Source organism: Pseudomyxococcus flavus (genome assembly GCF_050038885.1).
GTDB lineage: Bacteria > Myxococcota > Myxococcia > Myxococcales > Myxococcaceae > Myxococcus > Myxococcus flavus.
On the sequence record NZ_CP143624.1, the window covers coordinates 8,233,842 to 8,252,895 of the forward strand.

Below are 19,054 nucleotides of genomic sequence, written 5' to 3' on the forward strand. Positions count from 1 at the left end.
GGCACGCCCCTTGCCGTTCATCCCTTGCGGAGCAGCCGGCTTCGGGGCCCGGCTTGACAGCACCGCGACTTTGGTGGCACCCCGCCGTCGCACACCCGGTGTTCTCCAGTCGATACTGGCGAACAAGGTGTGCATCTGGCTGCACACCTGCTGCTCGGGGTCCTGCGCCTGGAAGCCTTCCGCTTTGCCTGATGTTCAAGGGAGCCATTGACTGGCCGGGAATTTGCTCCCCGGCCGGTACCCGAGGAGTCGACGTTGGCCAGGTCTCAGCGACAGCGGTGGTTCGAGGGCTTCATCGAGGCGGCCGTCTCACGTCCCTGGCAGGTCCTCCTCCTCTTCGTGGTGTTGACGGCCGGCGGTATGGCGCTGGCGTCGCGGCTGGAGTTCCGCGGGTCGTTCGTGGAGTTGCTCCCCCAGGGCTCCCGCGAGGTGCAGGATCTGACACGCGTGTCAGAGAAGGCAGGCGGGGATGGCTACCTGGTGCTCGTCGCCCGGGGCGACACGCTGGCTCGCCTGGAGTCCTTCGCCGGGGAGCTCCAGACCCGGCTGGAGGCCATGCCGGAGGTCCGCTACGTCGAGCACCGCTATGACGTGGGCTTCTTCCGTCAAAACGCGCTGCTGCTATTGCCTGTCGAGCAGCTCGCCGCGCTGCGGCAGGACGTGGCGGCGCGAGTGCAATACGAGCGGCAGCGCGCCAACCCCTTCTTCATCGACCTGGGGGGCACGCCGGAGCCGCCGGACTTCGAGGCCATCGCGAAGAAGTACGCGCCCGACGCGCCCATGCGCGAGACGCTCGCCAGCAAGGACGGCACCGAGGTCTACCTGATGATCAAGCCGTCGGGGACGGCGGGGGACCTCGACTTCGCGCGGCGCTTCGTGGACATGGCCATGGGCACCGGGCAGGCGTTGGCCGCGGAGCGTTATCCGGGGGTGACGCTCCAGGCCACGGGCAACTTCCAGGGCCGCATCGAAGAGGACGCGGTGATGCGCGGCGACCTGTCGCGCGCCGGCATGCTGTCCGCGCTCATCGCCGTGGGGCTCATCCTGCTCGCGACGCGCCGCATCTCCGCGCTGGCCGTGGTGGGCATCCCCGTCATGGTGGGCGTGGTGCTGACGTTCGCGTTCGCGCAGCTCGCCATCGGCCACCTCAACGTGGTGACGGGCTTCCTGGTCGCCATCCTGATTGGCCTGGGCATCGAGTACGGCGTCCACCTCTGCATGCGCTACTGGGAGGAGCGGCGCACGCGGCCGGCGCGCGAGGCCATTGCCACGGCGGTGCGCGGCACCTTCGGCGGCGCCATGACGTCCGCGGTGACCAACGCGGCGGCCTTCTTCGTGCTGCTGCTGGCCCAGTTCCATGCCTTCAACCAGTTCGGCCTCCTGGCCGGCCTGGGCGTGCTGCTGGCGGTGCTGGCCGCGTATGCCTTGGGCCCGTCGCTGCTGGCCATCGCGGAGCGGCTGCGCCCCGCCCGTGCGGATACGGCGCCAGTGAAGGACGACGCGCCCGAGGTCCGGCCGGAGCGGGAGTGGCGGCGCTGGCCCACGGGCGTCATCGTCGCGCTCGCGCTGGCGGTGGTGGGCTTCGCCGCGTTCTCCGTCACCGTGGCCCCGAAGCTGGGCTTCGAGACGGACATGCGCAAGCTCAAGGGCGAGTCGCCGGCCTCGCGCCTGGACGACCACGTGACCGAGCAGCTCGGTCAGCCGCTCAACCCGGCCATCTTCCTGGTGGACGACGTGGCCCAGGCGGCGCAGGTGGAGGCCGTCATCGCCGAGGTGATGCAGCGCCACGGCGCGGACTCGGCGCTGCTCGGCTCCGCGTCCCTCAATGACCTGCTGCCCAAGGACCTGGAGCGGCGCGAGGTGGAGCTGGCCGGACTGCGCGAGCTGTTCCAGAAGCTGGACGGGATGGCCCCGGAGCTGATCGAGGACGCGCAGTTCCAGGAGTTCCGCCGGATGGTGGACGCGAAGCCGTACGGGCTGGACGCGCTGCCCCGGGAGGTCCGCCGCCGCTTCGAGGCCACGGACGGACAGGGCACCTTCCTGCTGCTGTTCCCGTCGGTCTCCAACTCCGACACGGAGGAGCTGCGGCGCTGGGCCGCGCAGATCGACGAGGTGGTGGAGGGCGTGAAGGCCCGCGACATCGACCTGGCCGTGTTGGACAGCAACCGCATCGCCGCCCGCATCTTCGCGCTGGTGAGCTCGGACGGTCCGCTCATCCTGTGGTCCGCGGCGGCGGTGGTGTTCGCGGTCATCCTCGTCAGCCTGCGCAGCCTCAAGCGCGCGCTGCTCGTCACCGGCCCGCTCTTCCTGGGCATGACGTGCCTGGCGGGCGGCATGTACCTCTTCGACGTCCAGCTCAACTTCATCAACGCCGTCGTGTTGCCCAACCTGCTGGCCATCGCCGTGGACAACTCGGTGCATCTCTTCCACCGGTACGAGGAGGAGGGGCCCGGCTCGCTTGGCAAGGTGGTGCGCCACACCGGGCTGGCGGCCGTGGTGGCCACGCTGTCCAACGCGGCCGGGTATGGCGCGTTGCTGGTGGCCAACCACCAGGGTCTGCGCAGCATCGGTCAGATTGCGCTACTGGGGGTCATGTGCACCTTTCTCGGGACCACGGTCTTCTTCCCCGCGTTGCTCGCCTTGCTGGAGCGGTGGAAGGGACGGGAGAATGTGGTGGCGGGGAAGGAAGCGGTCGTTCAGAGCCTCGAGCTCGGCGATTCCGGCGCGGACCGCGCGCCGCCGGGGGAGCGTAAGTCGGCGTGAGTTCCTGGGTTTCCCAAAGTGTCAGTGGTTCCGTCGACATGAGCCGTCCCTCTGCGGTTCGCGTCCAGTTCACTTTGGTGGACCTCCTCATCGTCGCGTCGTGCGCGCTGGCGTCGCTGTTCCTGCTGGGGCCGGGCCACTGGGCGCCGGGGGCCCTGCGCTGTGCGGGGCTGTTCGCGCTGATGGGCGTGGGGCCGGTCGTGCTGCGGACGCTGGCGGCCTCGCTTCCGGGGCACCGCTGGCTCCACGTCATCGCGGACTGGTGGCTGCTCCCCACGGCGGTGTTGTCGCACGGCTGGCTGTCTCCCGTGGTGGACGCCATCAACCCCCTCCTCAAGGACGCGCAGCTGGTGGCGGCCGACCAGCGCCTCTTCGGCGTGCAGGCCGCGGTGGTGCTGGCGCGCATCGTCCCGCCGTGGGTCAACGACGTGCTGCTGGTCTGCTACTACGGCCACTTCATCTGGGCGCTGGTGTTGGGGCTGGTGCTCTACCGCCGCCCGAGCGCCGCGGAGTACGACGAGTACCTCACCGCGCTGGGCCTGCTCTTCTGCCTCAACTACGCGGCCTACATCCTGGTGCCCGCGGTGGGGCCCCGGTACTTCCTCATCGACGCGTTCGATGGGCCGCTGCGGGGCACGGTGACGCCGCTGCTGGACTCCATCATGCGCACGCCGATGTTCGCCCGGGACTGCTTCCCGTCCGGGCACACGGGCGCCACGCTGCTGGTCTTCTATTACGCGTGGCGGTTCTCCCGCCGGGTCTTCTGGGTGATGTTGCTGCCGGGCCTGGGGCTCATCGCCGCCACGCTCGTCGGCCGCTTCCACTACGCCACGGACCTGCTGTGCGCGGTGCCGCTGGTGATGGTGGTGACGGGGCTGGCCCTGGGCGCCTCCCGGGCGGCGCGGCAGCGGGAAGTGGTGAAGGCAGCGCGTTCCGTCCCGGTGGACGCTATCGTCAGGCCCTGAGCGCCCGGACCTTCCCGGCGCGAGGAGCCGACGCCCATGTCCAGGCCCGTAGCCGCGCAGCGTGTCTCCCGGTTCGCCACCACCGTCTTCTCCGAGTTCAGCGCCCTGGCCGTGAAGCACGGCGCGGTGAACCTGGGCCAGGGGTTCCCGGACTTCGACGGGCCCGACGAAATCAAGGACGCCGCCCAGCGTGCCATCCGCGACGGTGGGAACCAGTACGCGATGGGGGCGGGGGCCCGGGAGCTTCGGGTGGCCATCGCCGAGCACTCGGCGCGCTTCTACGGCCAGGCCGTGGACCCGGACACCATGGTGACGGTGACGAGCGGGGCCACGGAGGCCATCCTCGACACGCTGCTGGGGCTGGTGGACCCGGGCGACGAGGTGGTGGCCTTCGAGCCATTCTATGACTCGTACGACGCCAACATCACCTTCGTGGGCGCCACCGCGCGCTACATCCCGCTGCGCCCGCCGGATGACGGGCACGCGCAGTGGTGGTTCGACCCGGACGAGGTCCGCGCCGCCTTCGGGCCGCGCACGCGGCTGCTCATCCTCAACACGCCCCACAATCCGACGGGGAAGGTGTTCACCCGGGACGAGCTGACCTTCCTGGCCGGGCTGTGCGCCGAGCACGGCGTGAAGGTGCTGTCCGACGAGGTCTACGAGCACATCGTCTTCGCGCCCGCGCGTCACCTGCGGCCGGCCACGTTGCCCGGGCTGGCCGAGCGCACGGTGACGGTGAGCAGTGGCGGAAAGACGTTCAGCCTCACGGGCTGGAAGGTGGGCTGGGTCATCGCGCCGCCGCCGCTCCGGGACGCCGTCCAGCGAGCCCACCAGTTCGTCACCTTCGCCACCGCGGCGCCCTTGCAGGCGGCCATGGCGCAGGCGCTGCGACTGCCGGACGCGTACTTCGACGCGCTGGCCGCCGCGTATGTGTCGAAGCGGGAACGCCTGCTCGCCGGGCTGCGCGAGGCCGGGCTGACGGCCTTCAGCCCGGAGGGCAGCTACTTCATCCTCGCGGACATCGCCCGCCAGGGCTTCGCCGATGACGTGGCCTTCTGCCGTCACCTGGTGTCCGACGTGGGCGTGGCAGCCATTCCGCCCAGCGTCTTCTACAGCCCCGGGCACCGTCACCTGGGGCAGGGCCTGGCCCGCTTCGCCTTCTGCAAGACGGAGGCGGTGCTGGACGAGGCCGTGCGCCGCCTGCGCGCTGGCCTGAAGGCGCGATGAGCTTCTTCGGGGAGCTCTACCTGCGCAGCACGCTGCCGTTCCTGTCGGAGGCCGTCACCGCGCGAGAGGTGGACTTCCTGGCCCGGGCCTTCGCGGACGTGCCGGGCCCGGCACCGGTGGTGGACCTGGGATGCGGGCATGGCCGCCACGCGGCGCGGCTCAACGGTGCGGGGCCGCTGGCGGGACGCGTCATCGGCCTGGAGTTGGACGCGCTGTCGCTGGCCGTGCGGCGCCCGGGCTTTCCGGTGGTGCAGGGGGACTTGAGGGCCCTGCCGTTCCGCGAAGCGTCGTTTGCTGGGGCCTACGCCTGGTACTCGACGCTGGCCGCCTTCACGGACGCCGAGCACGTGCACATCCTCCGCGAGGTCGCGCGCGTGCTGCGGCCAGGAGGTCGGTGGGTGTTTCAGACGGTGCCGTACGAGCGGTTGGCGGCGTCGCCTCGAGCGGCCTTCCAGCGGACGCTGCCGGATGGAAGTGTGCTGGAGGAGGTGAGCCACTTCGACACCCGGACGGGGCGGGACGAAGGCTTGCGAACGCTGACCACGCCGGAGGGGCGTTGCCTGCGCGCGTCATACTCGCTTCGTTACTATCCCCTTGCGGATTGGGTGCGGCTGTTGGAAAGCACGGGATTTTCCGTTGCCTGGGTGCACGGTGGCCTGGACGGTGAGCCACTGGGACCCCAGTCGACCGACCTCATCGTGGGAGCGGAGCGCCGCCATGGCTGAGATGAACGAACACTCCAGGACGAGGCTGGGCTGGCTGGGCCGCTTGCCCAAGCAGGTCGACGTCTACGAGGTCGGCCCCCGGGACGGCTTGCAGAACGAGCTGCGCACGCTGCCCACCCGGGACAAGGCGCGGCTCATCAACGCGCTGGTGGCCGCGGGGGAGAAGCGCATCGAGGTGACGTCCTTCGTGTCGCCCAAGTGGATTCCCCAGCTCGCGGACGCCGAGGAGCTGCTGCGGCTGGTGGGGCGGCGCGAGGGCGTGGTCTTCTCCGCGCTGGTCCCCAACCTCAAGGGCCTGGAGCGCGCGAAGGAGGCGGGCCTGCAGGAGGCCGCCGTCTTCATCTCCGCGTCCGAGGCGCACTCGAAGAAGAACATCAACAAGAGCATCGCCGAGGCCCTGGCGGGCGCGCGCGAGGTGACCAGCGCGGCGCTCCAGGCGGGCATGCAGGTGCGTGGCTACCTGTCCACCGTGTGGGGCTGCCCCTACGAGGGGGACGTCCCGGTGGAGCGCGTGGTGGACATCTGCCGGCAGCTGGTGGACGCGGGCATCTACCAGCTCAGCCTGGGGGACACGATTGGCATCGGTACGCCGCGCCAGACGGAGGTCATCCTGGAGGCGCTGCTGAAGCACATCCCCGTGGAGAAGCTGGCGCTGCACCTGCACGACACGCGAGGCACCGCGCTGGCCAACGCGCTGGTGGGGCTGTCCGCGGGGGTGACGACGTTCGACGCGAGCATCGGCGGCCTGGGCGGATGCCCCTATGCGCCGGGAGCGGCGGGGAACCTGGCCACGGAAGACGCCGTCTTCATGCTGCATGGCATGGGCGTGGACACCGGCATCAACCTGGACCGGCTGGTGGAGGCCGGGGAGATTGCCCAGGAGCTGATCGGCCGGAAGCTGGCGGGCAAGTACCTCCAGGCCGCCCTGGGCGAGCGCGAGAAGAAGGCGTCCCGCCGCGCCCAGACGTGAGGGCAGGCGAGGGGGGAGGGTTCGCGTGCGCCCTGTGACTCGCGTCCGGGACATGCCCCCGTGGACATCGCCATCGTCGCCTCCGACACATCACGGGGCCGAAGCCTGAGGCCTGTCTGTCGCTTCGGGCTAGAACGAGCGCAGCGAACCGTCAGCGAAGCTTCGAACGAGGTCTGCCATGCATCGTGGGTCCTGTTTGTGCGGCGCCGTCCGCTTCACCGTGGAAGGTGAATTGCGCGGCCCGGACGCCTGCCACTGCAACACGTGTCGCAAGCACTCAGGCCATTTCTTCGTCTCGACCGACGTGCCGCGCTCGGCCGTCACCATCGAGGGACAGGACAAGATTGGCTGGTTCCAGTCGTCCAACAAGGCGCGTCGAGGCTTCTGCTCCGTATGCGGCGCGTCGCTGTTCTGGGATCCGCTCCAGCGCGATTGGATCGGGATCGCGATGGGCGCCTTCGACACCCCGACCCGCACCCGCCTGGCGCTCCACGTCTACGTGGCCGAGAAGGGGGACTACTACGACGTCGCGGACGGGGCGCCGCAGTTCGACACGATCCCGCCCAAGCCGCAGTAGGGACGCCCTCCGCTCCGGGACGTGTCGAGACACCTGACGAACCACCCCGGGTGTCTCGACACGCCAGCGCGGCAGGCGGCAATCCCGCCTACCGGCCGCCGATCAGGGCCTCCAGCCGGTCCTGAATCCCCAGGTGCGCGGCGGCGCTCTCCAGCATCCGCCGCTCCTTGCGGTCGATGCGGCCATCCACCAGGGCCATCTCCACGATGTTGCGCAGGAACACCTCGGCCTCGGGGCTGCCGCGCGGAACCAGTCGCTCGAAGAGCTGCGGGCCCGAGCGCAGCGCCATCTCCACGTTGTCCCAGGCCACGCCCCAGCGCTCCGAGCACAGCTTGAGCAGCTTGCGCTCCGCCGACGTCACCTCGCCGTCCGCCGCGGCGATGGCCGCCATCATGTAAAGCAGCCGCTGTCGCTCCTGGACGTCCATGACGGAGTCGGAGCCCGCGCCCGTCGGCGCGTGCACGTTCCGCTCCGCTCGGGGGGCGGGAGCCCGGCGCGGGGGCAGCGCCCGGAACCGCGCGTCCTCCTCCGCGTTCCACGCCTCGAACGAGCGCGCCGCCGCGAGCACCCAGTCCCGCTCACCGCTCGCCAGCGGCGTGCCGCAATACTCGCAGTCCGTCGCGGCGCTGTTCGTCAGCGGCGCGTTGCACTGCGGGCACCGGTCCGTGGACATGCCGTTGGCGGTGTTCGTCTGGGCGCCGTGCTTGCGCGTCAGCGTGAAGACGAAGCGCTGGGGCACCGTGGGCAGGGAAGGGGGCCGCTCGTTGACGGGGCCAATGCCCATGCGCGCGCTCCAGCGAATCTCCACGTGCGCCACGTCGTAGCCCTGCGGGTCCACCTGGAACGCCCGCACGTCCGCGGCGCCCACGGCGCACTCCAGGAACACACGGCGGCGGCCCTGGCGGCGCAGGCCCTCCAGCTCCGCGTCCAGCCGCTGCACGGTGTCCGCCCGCGCCACCTTGGCCAGCGGCTTCGTGTCCCCGCGGCTCTGCGCGTCAATCCACTTCCAGAACAGCAGCGACGCGCGGTCCTCCAGCATCTCCAGGTTGAGCGCGGGGTCCGCCTCGCGCGCCTGCATCAGCCCGTCCACCGTCTTGTGATACGGCGCGTGCTCGATGCCCTGGGTGATTTCGGAGAGCGTCCAGTCGTAGTTGCCGGAGTTCACCACCGCGCCGCAGAACTCGCAGCTGTTGGATGCACCGCCCCTGAACGGCGCGCCGCAGTTGGGGCACTTGCCCTGGAACAGGTCCGCGCCGATGCGCGTCTGCGCCCCGGGCTTGCGCACGAAGGTCCACACCTCCGTGAAGGCCTCGCTGGGCGCCTTGCTCGCGGCCTCGGTGGCCTGCGCGTCACTGAAGGACGCGGGCACGTCCGTGTCGCGCATGCGGGCGTGCACGCGGACGTGGATGCTGTCGAACCACTGGCTCTGCTCCAGCCCGATGAGCTGGACGTCCAGCACCTCGAAGTCGGTGATGGCGTCGCGCACGCCCTGCGCGTGCATCAACTGGAGCTGCACGCCGAAGCGCTGGAACGTGGCGTCCGACAGGAAGGGCCGCACCGGCGTCATGTCCCGCTGGAACCACGCCTTCTGCAGCTCCAGGAAGAGCCACTTCGTCTTGTCGAGCATCGGCTCGAGCTCGAACGCGGGGTCCTTCAGCTTGAGCGCGTTGACCCAGCCCTGCACGTCGCGCTGGGACACCTGCGTGCGCTGATAGGCCTCGCGCTGCTCCAGGGCGCGCTTCGTGGTGGCGTCCGGGTGCAGGTTGCGCCGGTAGAGCCAGTACGCGATGCCGCCGATGCACAGGAGCGGCAGCATGACCTTCGGGTAGCGGAACACGAGGCTGAAGAGCTGGTAGACGACCCAGAACCCGACGCCGTCGCCGTCTCCGCCGCCGCGCCCACCATTGCCCGACGAGGGGCGGGAGTAGTGCTCGCCGCCACCGCCGCGGGCCAGGGCCTCCAGCGGGAGCGTGAGCGCCAGGAAGGCCAGGGCGGGCAGCCAGGGGGCCCACCGGGAGAGTCGATGCGAGATGGAGCGCAGGGGCATGGCCATGTCCCCCATGCTAACCGTTTCCGCCTTGCCAGACCCGGCTTCTGGTCGCACTCTGCCCCGGCCCAGGGCAGCCCGGCTGCCAGGCCGGGAAAGGGGAGCGAACATGCCGGAATTCAAGGTCGACGCACGGGGTGCCATCGAAATCTGGACCATCGACGGCGAGAGCCGCCGCAACGCCATCAGCCGGGCCATGCTGAAGGAGCTCGGCGAGCATGTGACGCGCGTGTCCTCGAGCCGCCAGGTCCGCGCCGTCGTCATCACCGGCGCGGGCGACAAGGCCTTCTGCGCCGGCGCCGACCTGAAGGAGCGCGCGACCATGTCCGAGGACGAGGTCCGCGCCTTCCTGGACGGGCTGCGCCGCACCTTCCGCGCGCTGGAGAAGAGCGACTGCGTCTTCATCGCCGCCATCAACGGCGCGGCCTTCGGCGGCGGCACGGAGCTGGCGCTCGCGTGTGATTTGCGCGTGGCGGCCCCGGCCGCGGAGCTGGGCCTCACCGAGGTGAAGCTGGGCATCATCCCCGGGGGCGGTGGCACGCAGCGGCTGGCGCGGCTGGTGGGCCCGGGCCGCGCGAAGGACCTCATCCTCACCGCCCGGCGCATCAACGCCGCCGAGGCCTTCAGCGTGGGCCTGGTGAACCGCCTGGCGCCGGAAGGGCACCTGCTGGCGGTGGCCTACGGCCTGGCGGAGTCGGTGGTGGAGAACGCGCCCATCGCCGTGGCCACGGCCAAGCACGCCATCGACGAGGGAACGGGCCTGGAGCTGGACGACGCCCTGGCGCTGGAGCTGCGCAAGTACGAGGAGATCCTCAAGACGGAGGACCGGCTGGAGGGCCTGCGCGCCTTCGCGGAGAAGCGCGCCCCCGTCTACAAGGGCCGCTAGCCGTGTCCTCACGCCGGCCCTGAAATACAGCGGGGACGGGGGGCCCGGCTGGGTCCCCGTCCCCGGAGTCGCTGCACGTCATGCAGGGAAGGCCGCGAGCGCGCCTCACGCGTTGGCGGTGCGCTCCTGGCCCAGGTTGACGTTCTGCTTGTTCATGTAGGCCGTGGCCTTGTCCTTCACCGTGGTGCGCAGCTCCGTGCCCGTCTTGGGGGCCATCAGGAGCGCGGTCACGCCGCCAACGGCCACGCCGAGCAGGAACACGCCCAGCCCACCCAGGCTCGCGCGCGCCGGCTTATAGGTCGTCAAGCCGACATAGCGCAGCATGTCATCCGGCTCGAAATCGTCCCAGCGGTTCCTGGCCGCGCGGGGCAGATCACTGATGAGCTTGTGGGCCAGCCACTTGCGATACAGGTCGCTCTTGGCGACTCCCTTCGCCATCCACTTGCCTCTCTTCGCTGCGAACATGCGTCCCTCCTGGACCCGATGGTTGCCGGGTGCGCATCACTCGCGAGCACGCCCCCGTTGAGGCTCCAAGGTAGGCAGGGGGGCCAGTCGCGGCATCCCCCAGCGAACAGGCGCTGCGCGGTGCGTCGTGTGTCCGCCATGCCACGCTGCCCCCTCTGCGAGAAGGCAGCCAGCCGTAGCCCTTTCTGCTATGTGCCACGGGCCATGTCCCAAGACTCGAAACTGCTGGAGAAGATCGCCCAGGTGGAGAAGGGTGGCGCGGAGAAGTACCACGCCAAGAACCAGGAGGCGGGCAAGCTCTTCGCCCGCGAGCGCATCCGGATGCTCGTGGATGAGGGCTCCTTCGTGGAGGACGCGAAGCTCGCCAACAACCTGGACCCGGACCTGCCCTCGGATGGTGTCATCATCGGCGTGGGCAAGGTGGCCGGACGCACCGTGGCCATCATGGCCAACGACTCCACCGTGAAGGCTGGCAGCTGGGGCGCCCGCACCGTGGAGAAGATCCTCCGCATCCAGGAGACGGCCCGCGAGCTGCGCTGCCCGCTGTTCTACCTGGTGGACTCCGCCGGTGCCCGCATCACCGACCAGGTGGAGATGTTCCCGGGACGCCGCGGCGCCGGCCGCATCTTCTACAACGAGGTGCACCTGTCAGGCTTCGTGCCGCAGGTGTGCCTGCTCTTCGGGCCCTCCGCCGCGGGTGGCGCGTACATCCCCGCCTTCTGCGACCTGGTCATCATGGTGGAGGGCAACGCCTCCATGTACCTGGGCAGCCCGCGCATGGCGGAGATGGTGATTGGCGAGAAGGTGTCGCTGGAGGAGATGGGCGGCGCGAAGATGCACTGCTCCATCTCCGGCGTCGGCGACGTGCTGGTGAAGACGGAGCAGGAGGCCATCGAGGCGGCGAAGAAGTACATCGGCTTCTTCCCGGAGAACTTCTCCCAGGCGCCGCCGCGCGCCGAGCCCAGGGCCCCCAAGGCCGGCGGCAAGAAGGTGGAGGAGATCGTCCCCGTCGACCAGAACAAGCCCTTCAACATGCACGAGCTCATCAACGAGCTCATCGACGAGGGCAGCTGGTTCGAGGTGAAGAAGCTCTTCGCCCAGGAGCTCGTCACGGGCCTGGCCCGCATCGACGGCCGCCCGGTGGGCATCGTCGCCAACCAGCCCAAGTACAAGGGCGGCGTGCTGTTCGTGGACAGCGCGGACAAGGCGGCCCGCTTCATCTGGCTGTGTGACGCCTTCAACATCCCGCTGCTGTACCTGGCGGACGTGCCGGGCTTCATGATTGGCACCAAGGTGGAGCGCGCCGGCATCATCCGCGCGGGCGCGAAGATGATCTCCGCCGTGTCCGAGGCCAGCGTGCCCCGCATCTGCGTGGTGGTCCGCAAGGCCTACGGCGCCGGCCTCTACGCCATGAGCGGCCCCGGCTTCGCTCCGGACGCCACCCTGGCGCTGCCGGGGGCGATGATCGCCGTCATGGGACCAGAGGCGGCGGTGAATGCCGTCTACTACAACAAGATCCAGGAGCTGCCGGAGGCCGAGCGGCCCGCCTACGTCCAGAAGCTGCGCGACGAGTACAAGCAGGACGTGGACATCTACAAGCTGGCCAGCGAGCTCGTCATCGACGACATCATCCCAGGCGACCGGCTGCGCCGGGAGCTGGCCCAGCGTTATGGGCTGTACGCTCAGCGCTTCGCACCCCGTGCGGAAAAGAAGCACGGCGTCTATCCAGTTTGAGTAGGTAGCGTTACCTCACCTCGAAGTCCCGGGCTGCATCCGGGCCGTTTGCTATAGATCCTGCCGACATCATGGATTTCGACCTTCCTGAAAGCCACCGCGCCCTCCAATCCTCCATCCGTGAATTCTGCGAACGGAGGGTGAAGCCGTACGCACGCGAGTGGGACAAGGACGAGAAGTTCCCCATGGACGTCGTGCGGGAGCTGGGGCAGCTCGGGGTGATGGGCATCCTGGTCGCCGAGGAGTACGGCGGAGCGGGCATGGACTCGCTCGCCGTGGCGGTGACCGTCGAGGAGATCGCCCGCTACGACGGCTCGCTCGCGCTGACGGTGGCCAGCCACAACGGCCTGGGCACCAGCCACCTGCGCGTCTTCGGCAACGAGGCGCAGCGCCAGAAGTACCTGCCCAAGCTCGCCACCGGCGAGTTCCTGGGCGCCTGGGGCCTGACGGAGCCGGGCTCCGGCTCGGACGCCTCCAGCATGAAGACCACGGCGGTGCGCAAGGGCGACCACTGGGTGCTCAACGGCACCAAGATGTTCATCACCCAGGGCACCGTGGGGGACGTCTTCGTGGTGCTCGCGCTCACGTCGCCGGAGAAGCGCCAGAAGGGCGTCACCGCCTTCGTGCTGGAGAAGGGCCTGCCGGGGTTCAGCCAGCGCGCCATCCACGGCAAGCTGGGGATGCGCTCCTCCGACACCGCCGAGCTCATCCTGGAGAACGTCGAGGTGCCGGACTCCGCGCGCGTGGGGGAGATCGACCACGGGTTCATCGACACGATGAAGATCCTCGACCGCGGCCGCATCACCATCGGCGCGCTGGCCGTGGGCCTGGGGCGGGGCGCCCTGGAGGAGTCGGTGGGCTACTCCCGCGAGCGCACCGCGTTCGGCCAGCCCATCAGCGAGTTCCAGGGCCTGCGCTGGATGATGGCGGACATGAAGACGGAGATCGACGCCGCCCGGCTCCTGGTCCACCGCGCGGCGAAGCTGGCCGACGAGGGCAAGCCGTACTCGCGCGAGGCCTCCATGGCCAAGCTCTTCGCCTCCGAGGCCGCCATGCGGGCTTGCAACAAGGCGGTGCAGATCCACGGTGGGTATGGTTACACCCGTGAGTTCCCCGTCGAGCGCTACCTGCGCGACGCGAAGCTCTGCGAGATCGGCGAGGGGACCAGCGAGATCCAGCGTACAATCATTGCCCGGGAAACCTTCAAAGGGACTTGATGGACACCGCGCGGCTGGAAGGTCTCGGGCTGCAGTTGCGAGAGGACGCGGCCGGCACCGAGGCGGTGCTGGACCTCGAGGCGTCGCCACTGGTCAACCCCGTCACCCGGGCCTTCATCCCCGAGGTGACCTTCCAGGTGATGGGGGACCGGCTCATCCCCATCTCTCCGCCGGCCGTGGTGGGACTGGCGCCCATCCTGGTGGGCGCGCTCAGCGACGTGTCCGACATCGAGGCGCTGCTCGCGGACGCCTTCAACGAGCACATCTTCCACGTCCAGCGCCGCTCCGCGGAGCTCCAGGTCCTGGGGCTGACGCCGCGGGTGGAGCCGGAGACGCTGGAGCTGTCCACGGAGGTCGTGGACGGTGAGCTGGCCGTCACGCTGGTGGCGGACCGGCTGGGCAACTTCCGGGTGGCCCGCGTCGCCCGGGGCGGAGAGGACCTGCAGGCGGGGACGGGCCACACCCTGGAGCTGTCCGAGTTCCGCGAGCGGGCGGCGCTGACGGGCTACCTGGTGGCGCTCTTCGGGGAGCCGGCGGCCCGTCCGCAGGCGGCGCCCGTGGGCGCCGGGCTGGTGCGCTTCTCCGACATCGTGGAGAAGTTCGGAGCGGAGGCGCTGGTGCCGCCCCGGAGCAGCCTGGAGCTGCTGGCGCAGTTGCAGGTGGAGGGCCGTCCCTATCGCTTCGCCGCCGCGCGGGTGGCGGGCCGCACCTTCCGGGGGCTGCTGGCGGGCCCCCAGGGCAAGGAGTGGGCGGGGCGGTTCGAACTGGATGAGTTTCCAGGCATCGTGCGGATGGTGGCGGACCTCCTGAAGGTCCCCCCCACGGCCGTGAGGCTGGTGGGTCCGGACGCGCCTCAGGAGTGATGGGTTGAGCGGTCCGGACAAGATGAGCCCGTCCGAGCGGGTGCAGTTGCTCGAGTCGCGGCTGGGCCTGCGCTTCTCCCGGATGGAGACGGCGCTGGAGGCCCTGACGCACAAGACCTATGTCAACGAGTCGCGGGACAAGGAGCTGAAGGACAACCAGCGCCTGGAGTTCCTGGGCGACGCGGTGGTCAACCTGGCCGTCAGCCACCGGCTGATGGCGCGCTGCCCGGGGATGCCCGAGGGCGACCTGACCAAGATGCGCGCCCGCGTCGTCAACGAGGACGGCCTGGCCCGCGTGGCGCGGACGATTCCGCTGGGCGACCTGCTGCTGCTCGGCCGGGGCGAGCTGATGTCCGGCGGCCGGGAGAAGAACTCCGTGCTGGCGGACGCGCTGGAGGCCGTCTTCGGCGCGGTGTTCCTCACCAGCGGCCTGGACCCGGCGGTGGCGCTGGTGGACCGGTACTTCGCGGAGCTGCTGGACGAGGTCTCCAGCGGCCAGGGCCGGCTCGACTACAAGACGCTGCTCCAGGAGCTGGCCCACGAGCGGCTCAAGCTCCAGCCCCGCTACCGGGTCGTCTCCGAGTCCGGCCCGGAGCACTCCAAGGTGTTCGAGGTGGAGCTGGTGCTGGGCGACACCGCCTTCGCCCGGGCCACGGGCCGCAGCAAGAAGGAGGCGGAGCAGTCCGCCGCGCAGCTCACCCTGGACAAGCTGCAGCAGGGCGCCGCCTGTCCCACCTCCCCCCCGCCCGGGACGCCAGGACACGACACCCCGGCATGAAACCCCTTGGAGGGGCAGGGGGTGGCGCGTAAGGTGCCGCGCCAAGATGCCCCCCGCCTCCCTCCGAAAGACGCTCGTGCTGGTGACGTGCCTGCTCGCGGGCACCGTCCTGGCCGCCGATACCGGCAAGTGGACCCGGAAGGCGACGGCCGGCAAGGACCTCTACGCCACGCTCCAGACGAGCGAGGGCGCCATCGTCATCCGCCTCTTCTCCAAGGAAGCCCCCAAGACGGTGGCCAACTTCGTGGGGCTGGCCTCGGGGGAGAAGGCGTGGCGCGACCCCAAGTCCGGGAAGATGGCGAAGAAGCCGCTCTACGACGGCACGGTGTTCCACCGCGTCATTCCCGGCTTCATGATTCAGGGCGGTGACCCCACGGGCACCGGCCTCGGGGACCCGGGCTTCCGCTTCGCCGACGAGTTCCACGGCGGCCGGGCCTTCGACAAGCCGGGTCTGCTGGCCATGGCCAACGCCGGGCCCAACACCAACGGCAGCCAGTTCTTCATCACCACCTCCACGCCGGAGCACCTCAACAACAAGCACACCATCTTCGGTGAGGTGGTGGCGGGCTACGACGTGGTGGAGAAGATTGGCAACGTGCCCCGGGACAACCGGGACCGTCCCCGCACCGCGGTGCTGCTGCAGCGCGTGGTGGTGGGTGACAAGGCTCCCGCGGGCGTGACGGCCCCCGCGGCGGGCAAGGAAGCAGCGCCCGCGAAGCCCGCGGGCGCGAAGACGGTTTCACCAAAGCCGTGACACCATTCCGGGTCCGTCCCTCCGACGGGCCCCCACACGGGAGGGCAGCATGGGAATGATGGACGAGGCCCGCGCGGGCAATGACCTTTACGCCACCTTCGACACCTCGCACGGGACCATCGTGGCGAAGCTGTTTTCGAAGGACGCGCCGAAGACGGTGACCAGCTTCGTGGGCCTGGCGACGGGCGAGCTGCCCTTCCAGGACCCGAAGACGGGTGAGAAGGCGCAGCGGCCCTACTACGACGGCATCATCTTCCACCGCGTGATTCCGGGCTTCATGATTCAGGGCGGTGACCCCACGGGCACCGGCCGCGGCGGCCCGGGCTTCAACGTGGACGACGAGTACCAGAGCGGCCGGGCCTTCGACAAAGTCGGCCTGCTGGCCACGGCGAACATCGGCCGCCCCAACACCAACGGCAGCCAGTTCTTCATCACCACCTCCAAGCCGACGTACCTCAACAACAGGCACACCATCTTCGGTGAGGTGCTGAGCGGGTATGACGTGGTGGAGAAGATCGCCGGCGTGCCGCGCGACGGTAACGACCGTCCCCGCCAGGACGTCGTCATCAACAAGCTGACCATCTCGACGACCCAGCCGTAGTCCGCCCGCTCGCCGCCCGTCCGGACCCGAATGGGACGGGCGGTGGGCTGTTATAGGGCGCTGTCCAGACGTTCCCTCTTCGGGGCCCCGTGGAATGCGGTGTCCCAGACCACCTTCGAAGCAATGGCCTCCCCCAAGAACCACCGCAGCGGCTTCGCCGCCCTCATCGGGCGCCCCAACGTGGGCAAGAGCACGCTGCTCAATGCACTGACCGGCGAGAAGATCGCCATCGTCTCGCCCAAGCCGCAGACGACGCGCAACCGCATCCTCGGCGTCGTCACCCGCCCGGAGGGGCAGGTGGCGTTCATCGACACGCCGGGCATCCACCAGGCCAAGGGCGAGCTGAACCGCTACATGGTCGAGGTGGCGCTCCAGGCCGCCGAGGAGGTGGACCTGGTCCTCTTCCTCATCGAGCCGCCCGCGGGCGAGAAGCCCGAGGTGAGCCCGGGCAACCGCCACATCCTCGAGCGGCTGCAGAAGATCGGCAAGCCGACCTTCCTGGTCATCAACAAGATCGACTCGATTCCGAAGGCGCAGTTGCTGCCGCTCATCGACCTGTACCGGAACGAGTTCCCCTTCGCGGAGGTGGTGCCCATCTCCGCCCGGGAGAAGGACGGCGTGGAGCACCTGTTCCACATCGTGCTCCGGCACCTGCCCGAGGGGGAGAACGTCTTCGACGAGGACATGCTCACCGACCAGCAGGAGCGCGCGCTGGTGGCGGAGTACATCCGCGAGCAGGTGCTGCGGCACTGCCGCCAGGAGATTCCGTACTCCACGGCGGTGGTGGTGGACATCTTCGACGAGTCCGAGCGCGAGCCCCGGCCGGGCACGCCGCCGAACCAACTGGGTGGCCTCATCCGCATCGCCGCGTCCATCTTCGTGGAGCGCGACAGCCAGAAGGCCATCATCATCGGCAAGCAGGGGCAGATGCTGAAGACCATTGGCACCGACGCGCGCAAGTCCGTGCAGCGGCTGCTGGGCGCGCACGTGTACCTGGACCTGCGCGTCCGCGTGGAGCCGCGCTGGAGCGAGCGCCCCGAAGGCCTCAAGAAGCTGGGATACGACTGAGATGAAGCCCCTGGTCGCCATTGTCGGACGCCCCAACGTGGGCAAGAGCACGCTGTTCAACCGGCTCGCGGGCCGGCGCCTCGCGCTGGTGCAGGACGAGCCCGGCGTGACGCGGGACCGTCACTACGCGGACGCGGAGTGGGAAGGCCGCAAGTTCACCTTCATCGACACCGGCGGCTTCGTGCCCGGTGACGAGGACGCGCTCCTGCAGCAGGTGCGGGAGCAGGCCCAGCTCGCGGTGGACGAGTGCGACGTCATCGTCTTCGTCACCGACGCCCGCGCGGGCCTCACCGCGGCGGACGAGGCCGTGGCCAACTTCCTGCGCAAGAGCGGCAAGCCCGTGGTGCTGGCCGCCAACAAGCTGGACAACACGTCCGGGCAGATGATGGCCCTGGCCGGCGAGTTCTACCGCCTGGGCCTGGGGGACGTGCAGCCCCTGTCCGCCGAACACGGCCTGGGCATGCAGGAGCTGTTCGACGCCATCACGGCCAGGCTGCCACCCAAGGAGGAGGGCGAGGACGACGAGTCGCCGCCGGACGACGGCCTCATCCGCCTGGCCATCATCGGCCGGCCCAACGTGGGCAAGAGCACCCTGGTCAACGCCATCCTCAAGGAGAAGCGGGTGGTGGCCAGCGAGGTGGCGGGCACCACGCGGGACCCGGTGGACTCCGAGCTGACGTACAAGGGCCGCAAGCTGCTGCTCACCGACACGGCGGGCATCCGGCGCAAGAAGTCCATTGCCCAGCGCGTGGAGCAGTTCTCCGTCGTCGCCGCGCTGAAGGTGATGGAGCGCAGCGACGTGGCGGTGCTGCTGATGGACGCCACGGAGCCCGCGGTGGACCAGGACGCGAAGCTGGCGGGCCTGGCCGAGGAGCGGGGCCGCGCGCTGGTCATCGTCGTCAACAAGTGGGACCTGGTGGGCGCGGACCAGCGCCGGCAGGAGACCTACCGCGAGTCCCTCAAGTACGCGCTCAAGTTCGTGGGCTATGCGCCCATCCTCTTCACCTCGGCGCTGACGGGCTCCAAGGTGGAGAAGGTGGTGGACGTGGCGACGGAGCTCGCCGACCAGTTCCGCTTCCGGGCGCCCACTCCGCAGCTCAACCGGCTGCTGGAGCACATGGTGGACAACCACCCGGCGCCCATCGTCAAGGGCAAGCCCCTGCGGCTGTACTACATCGCCCAGGTGGCGGCGGCGCCGCCGACCTTCGCCATCACCGTGAACCATCCGGAAGGCGTTCCGGACATGTACAAGCGGTACATCACCAACCAGCTGCGCAAGACGTTCGACCTGCGCGTGCCCATCCGGCTCATCTTCAAGGGGCGGCCCGGGCAGGCCAAGCGCGAGGCCCGCAAGCGGCCGCAGCGCCAGGGGAAGCGCTGAGGCGTCAGTGCGTTGACACTCGCGGCGCGCGCT

The 19,054-nt window shown here is 69.7% G+C and carries 17 protein-coding genes; 15 read left to right on the forward strand and 2 right to left on the reverse strand.

The window, feature by feature from the left end; genetic code table 11:
* Nucleotides 1-255 precede the first annotated feature (255 nt).
* From VZL07_RS34470 to VZL07_RS34495, 6 genes are all read left to right on the forward strand, one after another.
* The gene (locus VZL07_RS34470) at nucleotides 256-2,763 is read left to right on the forward strand and encodes an efflux RND transporter permease subunit (RefSeq protein ID WP_426752180.1); all 2,508 of its coding nucleotides are present in this window, start codon (nucleotides 256-258) and stop codon (nucleotides 2,761-2,763) included.
* 38 nt (nucleotides 2,764-2,801) lie between these two features.
* Nucleotides 2,802-3,728 carry a phosphatase PAP2 family protein gene (locus VZL07_RS34475; protein ID WP_426752181.1) on the forward strand — a complete coding sequence of 309 codons (927 nt, stop codon included), beginning with the start codon at nucleotides 2,802-2,804 and terminating at the stop codon, nucleotides 3,726-3,728.
* Between the two features lie 36 nt (nucleotides 3,729-3,764).
* A complete protein-coding gene (locus VZL07_RS34480; RefSeq protein ID WP_426752182.1) occupies nucleotides 3,765-4,955 on the forward strand; it encodes an aminotransferase class I/II-fold pyridoxal phosphate-dependent enzyme in 1,191 nt (396 codons plus the stop codon).
* Nucleotides 4,952-5,680: a class I SAM-dependent methyltransferase gene (locus tag VZL07_RS34485; RefSeq protein ID WP_426752183.1), complete on the forward strand. Its 729-nt coding sequence runs from the start codon at nucleotides 4,952-4,954 to the stop codon at nucleotides 5,678-5,680. Before VZL07_RS34480 ends, VZL07_RS34485 begins: the two co-directional genes overlap by 4 nt.
* Nucleotides 5,673-6,650 (forward strand): hydroxymethylglutaryl-CoA lyase, encoded by a 978-nt coding sequence (locus tag VZL07_RS34490; RefSeq protein ID WP_426752184.1) that lies wholly within the window; start codon nucleotides 5,673-5,675, stop codon nucleotides 6,648-6,650. Before VZL07_RS34485 ends, VZL07_RS34490 begins: the two co-directional genes overlap by 8 nt.
* Before the next feature lie 178 nt (nucleotides 6,651-6,828).
* A complete protein-coding gene (locus tag VZL07_RS34495; RefSeq protein WP_426752185.1) occupies nucleotides 6,829-7,227 on the forward strand; it encodes a GFA family protein in 399 nt (132 codons plus the stop codon).
* An 88-nt stretch (nucleotides 7,228-7,315) separates the two neighbouring features.
* Here the strand turns inward: VZL07_RS34495 and VZL07_RS34500 are convergent, their stop codons facing one another.
* Nucleotides 7,316-9,280, reverse strand: coding sequence for a TIM44-like domain-containing protein (locus VZL07_RS34500; RefSeq protein ID WP_426752186.1), 1,965 nt, complete (start codon nucleotides 9,278-9,280; stop codon nucleotides 7,316-7,318).
* Nucleotides 9,281-9,383: 103 nt separating this feature from the next.
* On the opposite strand from VZL07_RS34500, the gene VZL07_RS34505 reads away from it, so the two are divergent.
* Nucleotides 9,384-10,160, forward strand: coding sequence for an enoyl-CoA hydratase-related protein (locus tag VZL07_RS34505; protein ID WP_426752187.1), 777 nt, complete (start codon nucleotides 9,384-9,386; stop codon nucleotides 10,158-10,160).
* Between the two features lie 105 nt (nucleotides 10,161-10,265).
* On the opposite strand, the gene VZL07_RS34510 is transcribed toward VZL07_RS34505, so the two are convergent.
* The gene (locus VZL07_RS34510) at nucleotides 10,266-10,625 is read right to left on the reverse strand and encodes a YtxH domain-containing protein (protein ID WP_426752188.1); all 360 of its coding nucleotides are present in this window, start codon (nucleotides 10,623-10,625) and stop codon (nucleotides 10,266-10,268) included.
* Between the two features lie 204 nt (nucleotides 10,626-10,829).
* Between VZL07_RS34510 and VZL07_RS34515 the strand changes: the two genes are divergently transcribed.
* From VZL07_RS34515 to der, 8 genes are all read left to right on the forward strand, one after another.
* Nucleotides 10,830-12,359, forward strand: a complete 1,530-nt coding sequence (locus VZL07_RS34515; RefSeq protein ID WP_426752189.1) for an acyl-CoA carboxylase subunit beta — start codon at nucleotides 10,830-10,832, stop codon at nucleotides 12,357-12,359.
* A gap of 71 nt (nucleotides 12,360-12,430) precedes the next feature.
* Entirely contained in the window at nucleotides 12,431-13,576 is a 1,146-nt protein-coding gene (locus VZL07_RS34520; RefSeq protein WP_426752190.1) for an acyl-CoA dehydrogenase family protein, read from the forward strand.
* A complete protein-coding gene (locus VZL07_RS34525; RefSeq protein WP_426757434.1) occupies nucleotides 13,576-14,439 on the forward strand; it encodes a hypothetical protein in 864 nt (287 codons plus the stop codon). The genes VZL07_RS34520 and VZL07_RS34525 overlap by 1 nt, the downstream gene beginning before the upstream one ends.
* A 22-nt stretch (nucleotides 14,440-14,461) precedes the next feature.
* Nucleotides 14,462-15,217, forward strand: a complete 756-nt coding sequence (gene rnc, locus VZL07_RS34530) for a ribonuclease III (protein WP_426757435.1) — start codon at nucleotides 14,462-14,464, stop codon at nucleotides 15,215-15,217.
* A gap of 46 nt (nucleotides 15,218-15,263) precedes the next feature.
* On the forward strand, nucleotides 15,264-15,971 hold the full coding sequence (locus VZL07_RS34535) for a peptidylprolyl isomerase (RefSeq protein WP_426752191.1): 708 nt from the start codon (nucleotides 15,264-15,266) through the stop codon (nucleotides 15,969-15,971).
* A gap of 49 nt (nucleotides 15,972-16,020) precedes the next feature.
* Nucleotides 16,021-16,572, forward strand: coding sequence for a peptidylprolyl isomerase (locus VZL07_RS34540; protein ID WP_426752192.1), 552 nt, complete (start codon nucleotides 16,021-16,023; stop codon nucleotides 16,570-16,572).
* A gap of 123 nt (nucleotides 16,573-16,695) precedes the next feature.
* Entirely contained in the window at nucleotides 16,696-17,640 is a 945-nt protein-coding gene (era, locus tag VZL07_RS34545) for a GTPase Era (protein ID WP_426752193.1), read from the forward strand.
* A 1-nt stretch (nucleotide 17,641) separates the two neighbouring features.
* A complete protein-coding gene (gene der / locus VZL07_RS34550) occupies nucleotides 17,642-19,021 on the forward strand; it encodes a ribosome biogenesis GTPase Der (protein WP_426752194.1) in 1,380 nt (459 codons plus the stop codon).
* The last annotated feature ends 33 nt before the right edge of the window (nucleotides 19,022-19,054 follow it).

Bases quoted from the DNA above. Each gene is read 5' to 3' on its own strand.
- VZL07_RS34475 (WP_426752181.1), top strand. From the start codon at position 2,802: ATGAGCCGTCCCTCTGCGGTTCGCGTCCAGTTCACTTTGGTGGACCTC.
- VZL07_RS34480 (WP_426752182.1), top strand. From the start codon at position 3,765: ATGTCCAGGCCCGTAGCCGCGCAGCGTGTCTCCCGGTTCGCCACCACC.
- VZL07_RS34485 (WP_426752183.1), top strand. From the start codon at position 4,952: ATGAGCTTCTTCGGGGAGCTCTACCTGCGCAGCACGCTGCCGTTCCTG.
- VZL07_RS34490 (WP_426752184.1), top strand. From the start codon at position 5,673: ATGGCTGAGATGAACGAACACTCCAGGACGAGGCTGGGCTGGCTGGGC.
- VZL07_RS34495 (WP_426752185.1), top strand. From the start codon at position 6,829: ATGCATCGTGGGTCCTGTTTGTGCGGCGCCGTCCGCTTCACCGTGGAA.
- VZL07_RS34500 (WP_426752186.1), bottom strand. From the start codon at position 9,280: ATGGCCATGCCCCTGCGCTCCATCTCGCATCGACTCTCCCGGTGGGCC.
- VZL07_RS34505 (WP_426752187.1), top strand. From the start codon at position 9,384: ATGCCGGAATTCAAGGTCGACGCACGGGGTGCCATCGAAATCTGGACC.
- VZL07_RS34510 (WP_426752188.1), bottom strand. From the start codon at position 10,625: ATGTTCGCAGCGAAGAGAGGCAAGTGGATGGCGAAGGGAGTCGCCAAG.
- VZL07_RS34515 (WP_426752189.1), top strand. From the start codon at position 10,830: ATGTCCCAAGACTCGAAACTGCTGGAGAAGATCGCCCAGGTGGAGAAG.
- VZL07_RS34520 (WP_426752190.1), top strand. From the start codon at position 12,431: ATGGATTTCGACCTTCCTGAAAGCCACCGCGCCCTCCAATCCTCCATC.
- VZL07_RS34525 (WP_426757434.1), top strand. From the start codon at position 13,576: ATGGACACCGCGCGGCTGGAAGGTCTCGGGCTGCAGTTGCGAGAGGAC.
- rnc (WP_426757435.1), top strand. From the start codon at position 14,462: ATGAGCCCGTCCGAGCGGGTGCAGTTGCTCGAGTCGCGGCTGGGCCTG.
- VZL07_RS34535 (WP_426752191.1), top strand. From the start codon at position 15,264: ATGCCCCCCGCCTCCCTCCGAAAGACGCTCGTGCTGGTGACGTGCCTG.
- VZL07_RS34540 (WP_426752192.1), top strand. From the start codon at position 16,021: ATGGGAATGATGGACGAGGCCCGCGCGGGCAATGACCTTTACGCCACC.
- era (WP_426752193.1), top strand. From the start codon at position 16,696: ATGGCCTCCCCCAAGAACCACCGCAGCGGCTTCGCCGCCCTCATCGGG.
- der (WP_426752194.1), top strand. From the start codon at position 17,642: ATGAAGCCCCTGGTCGCCATTGTCGGACGCCCCAACGTGGGCAAGAGC.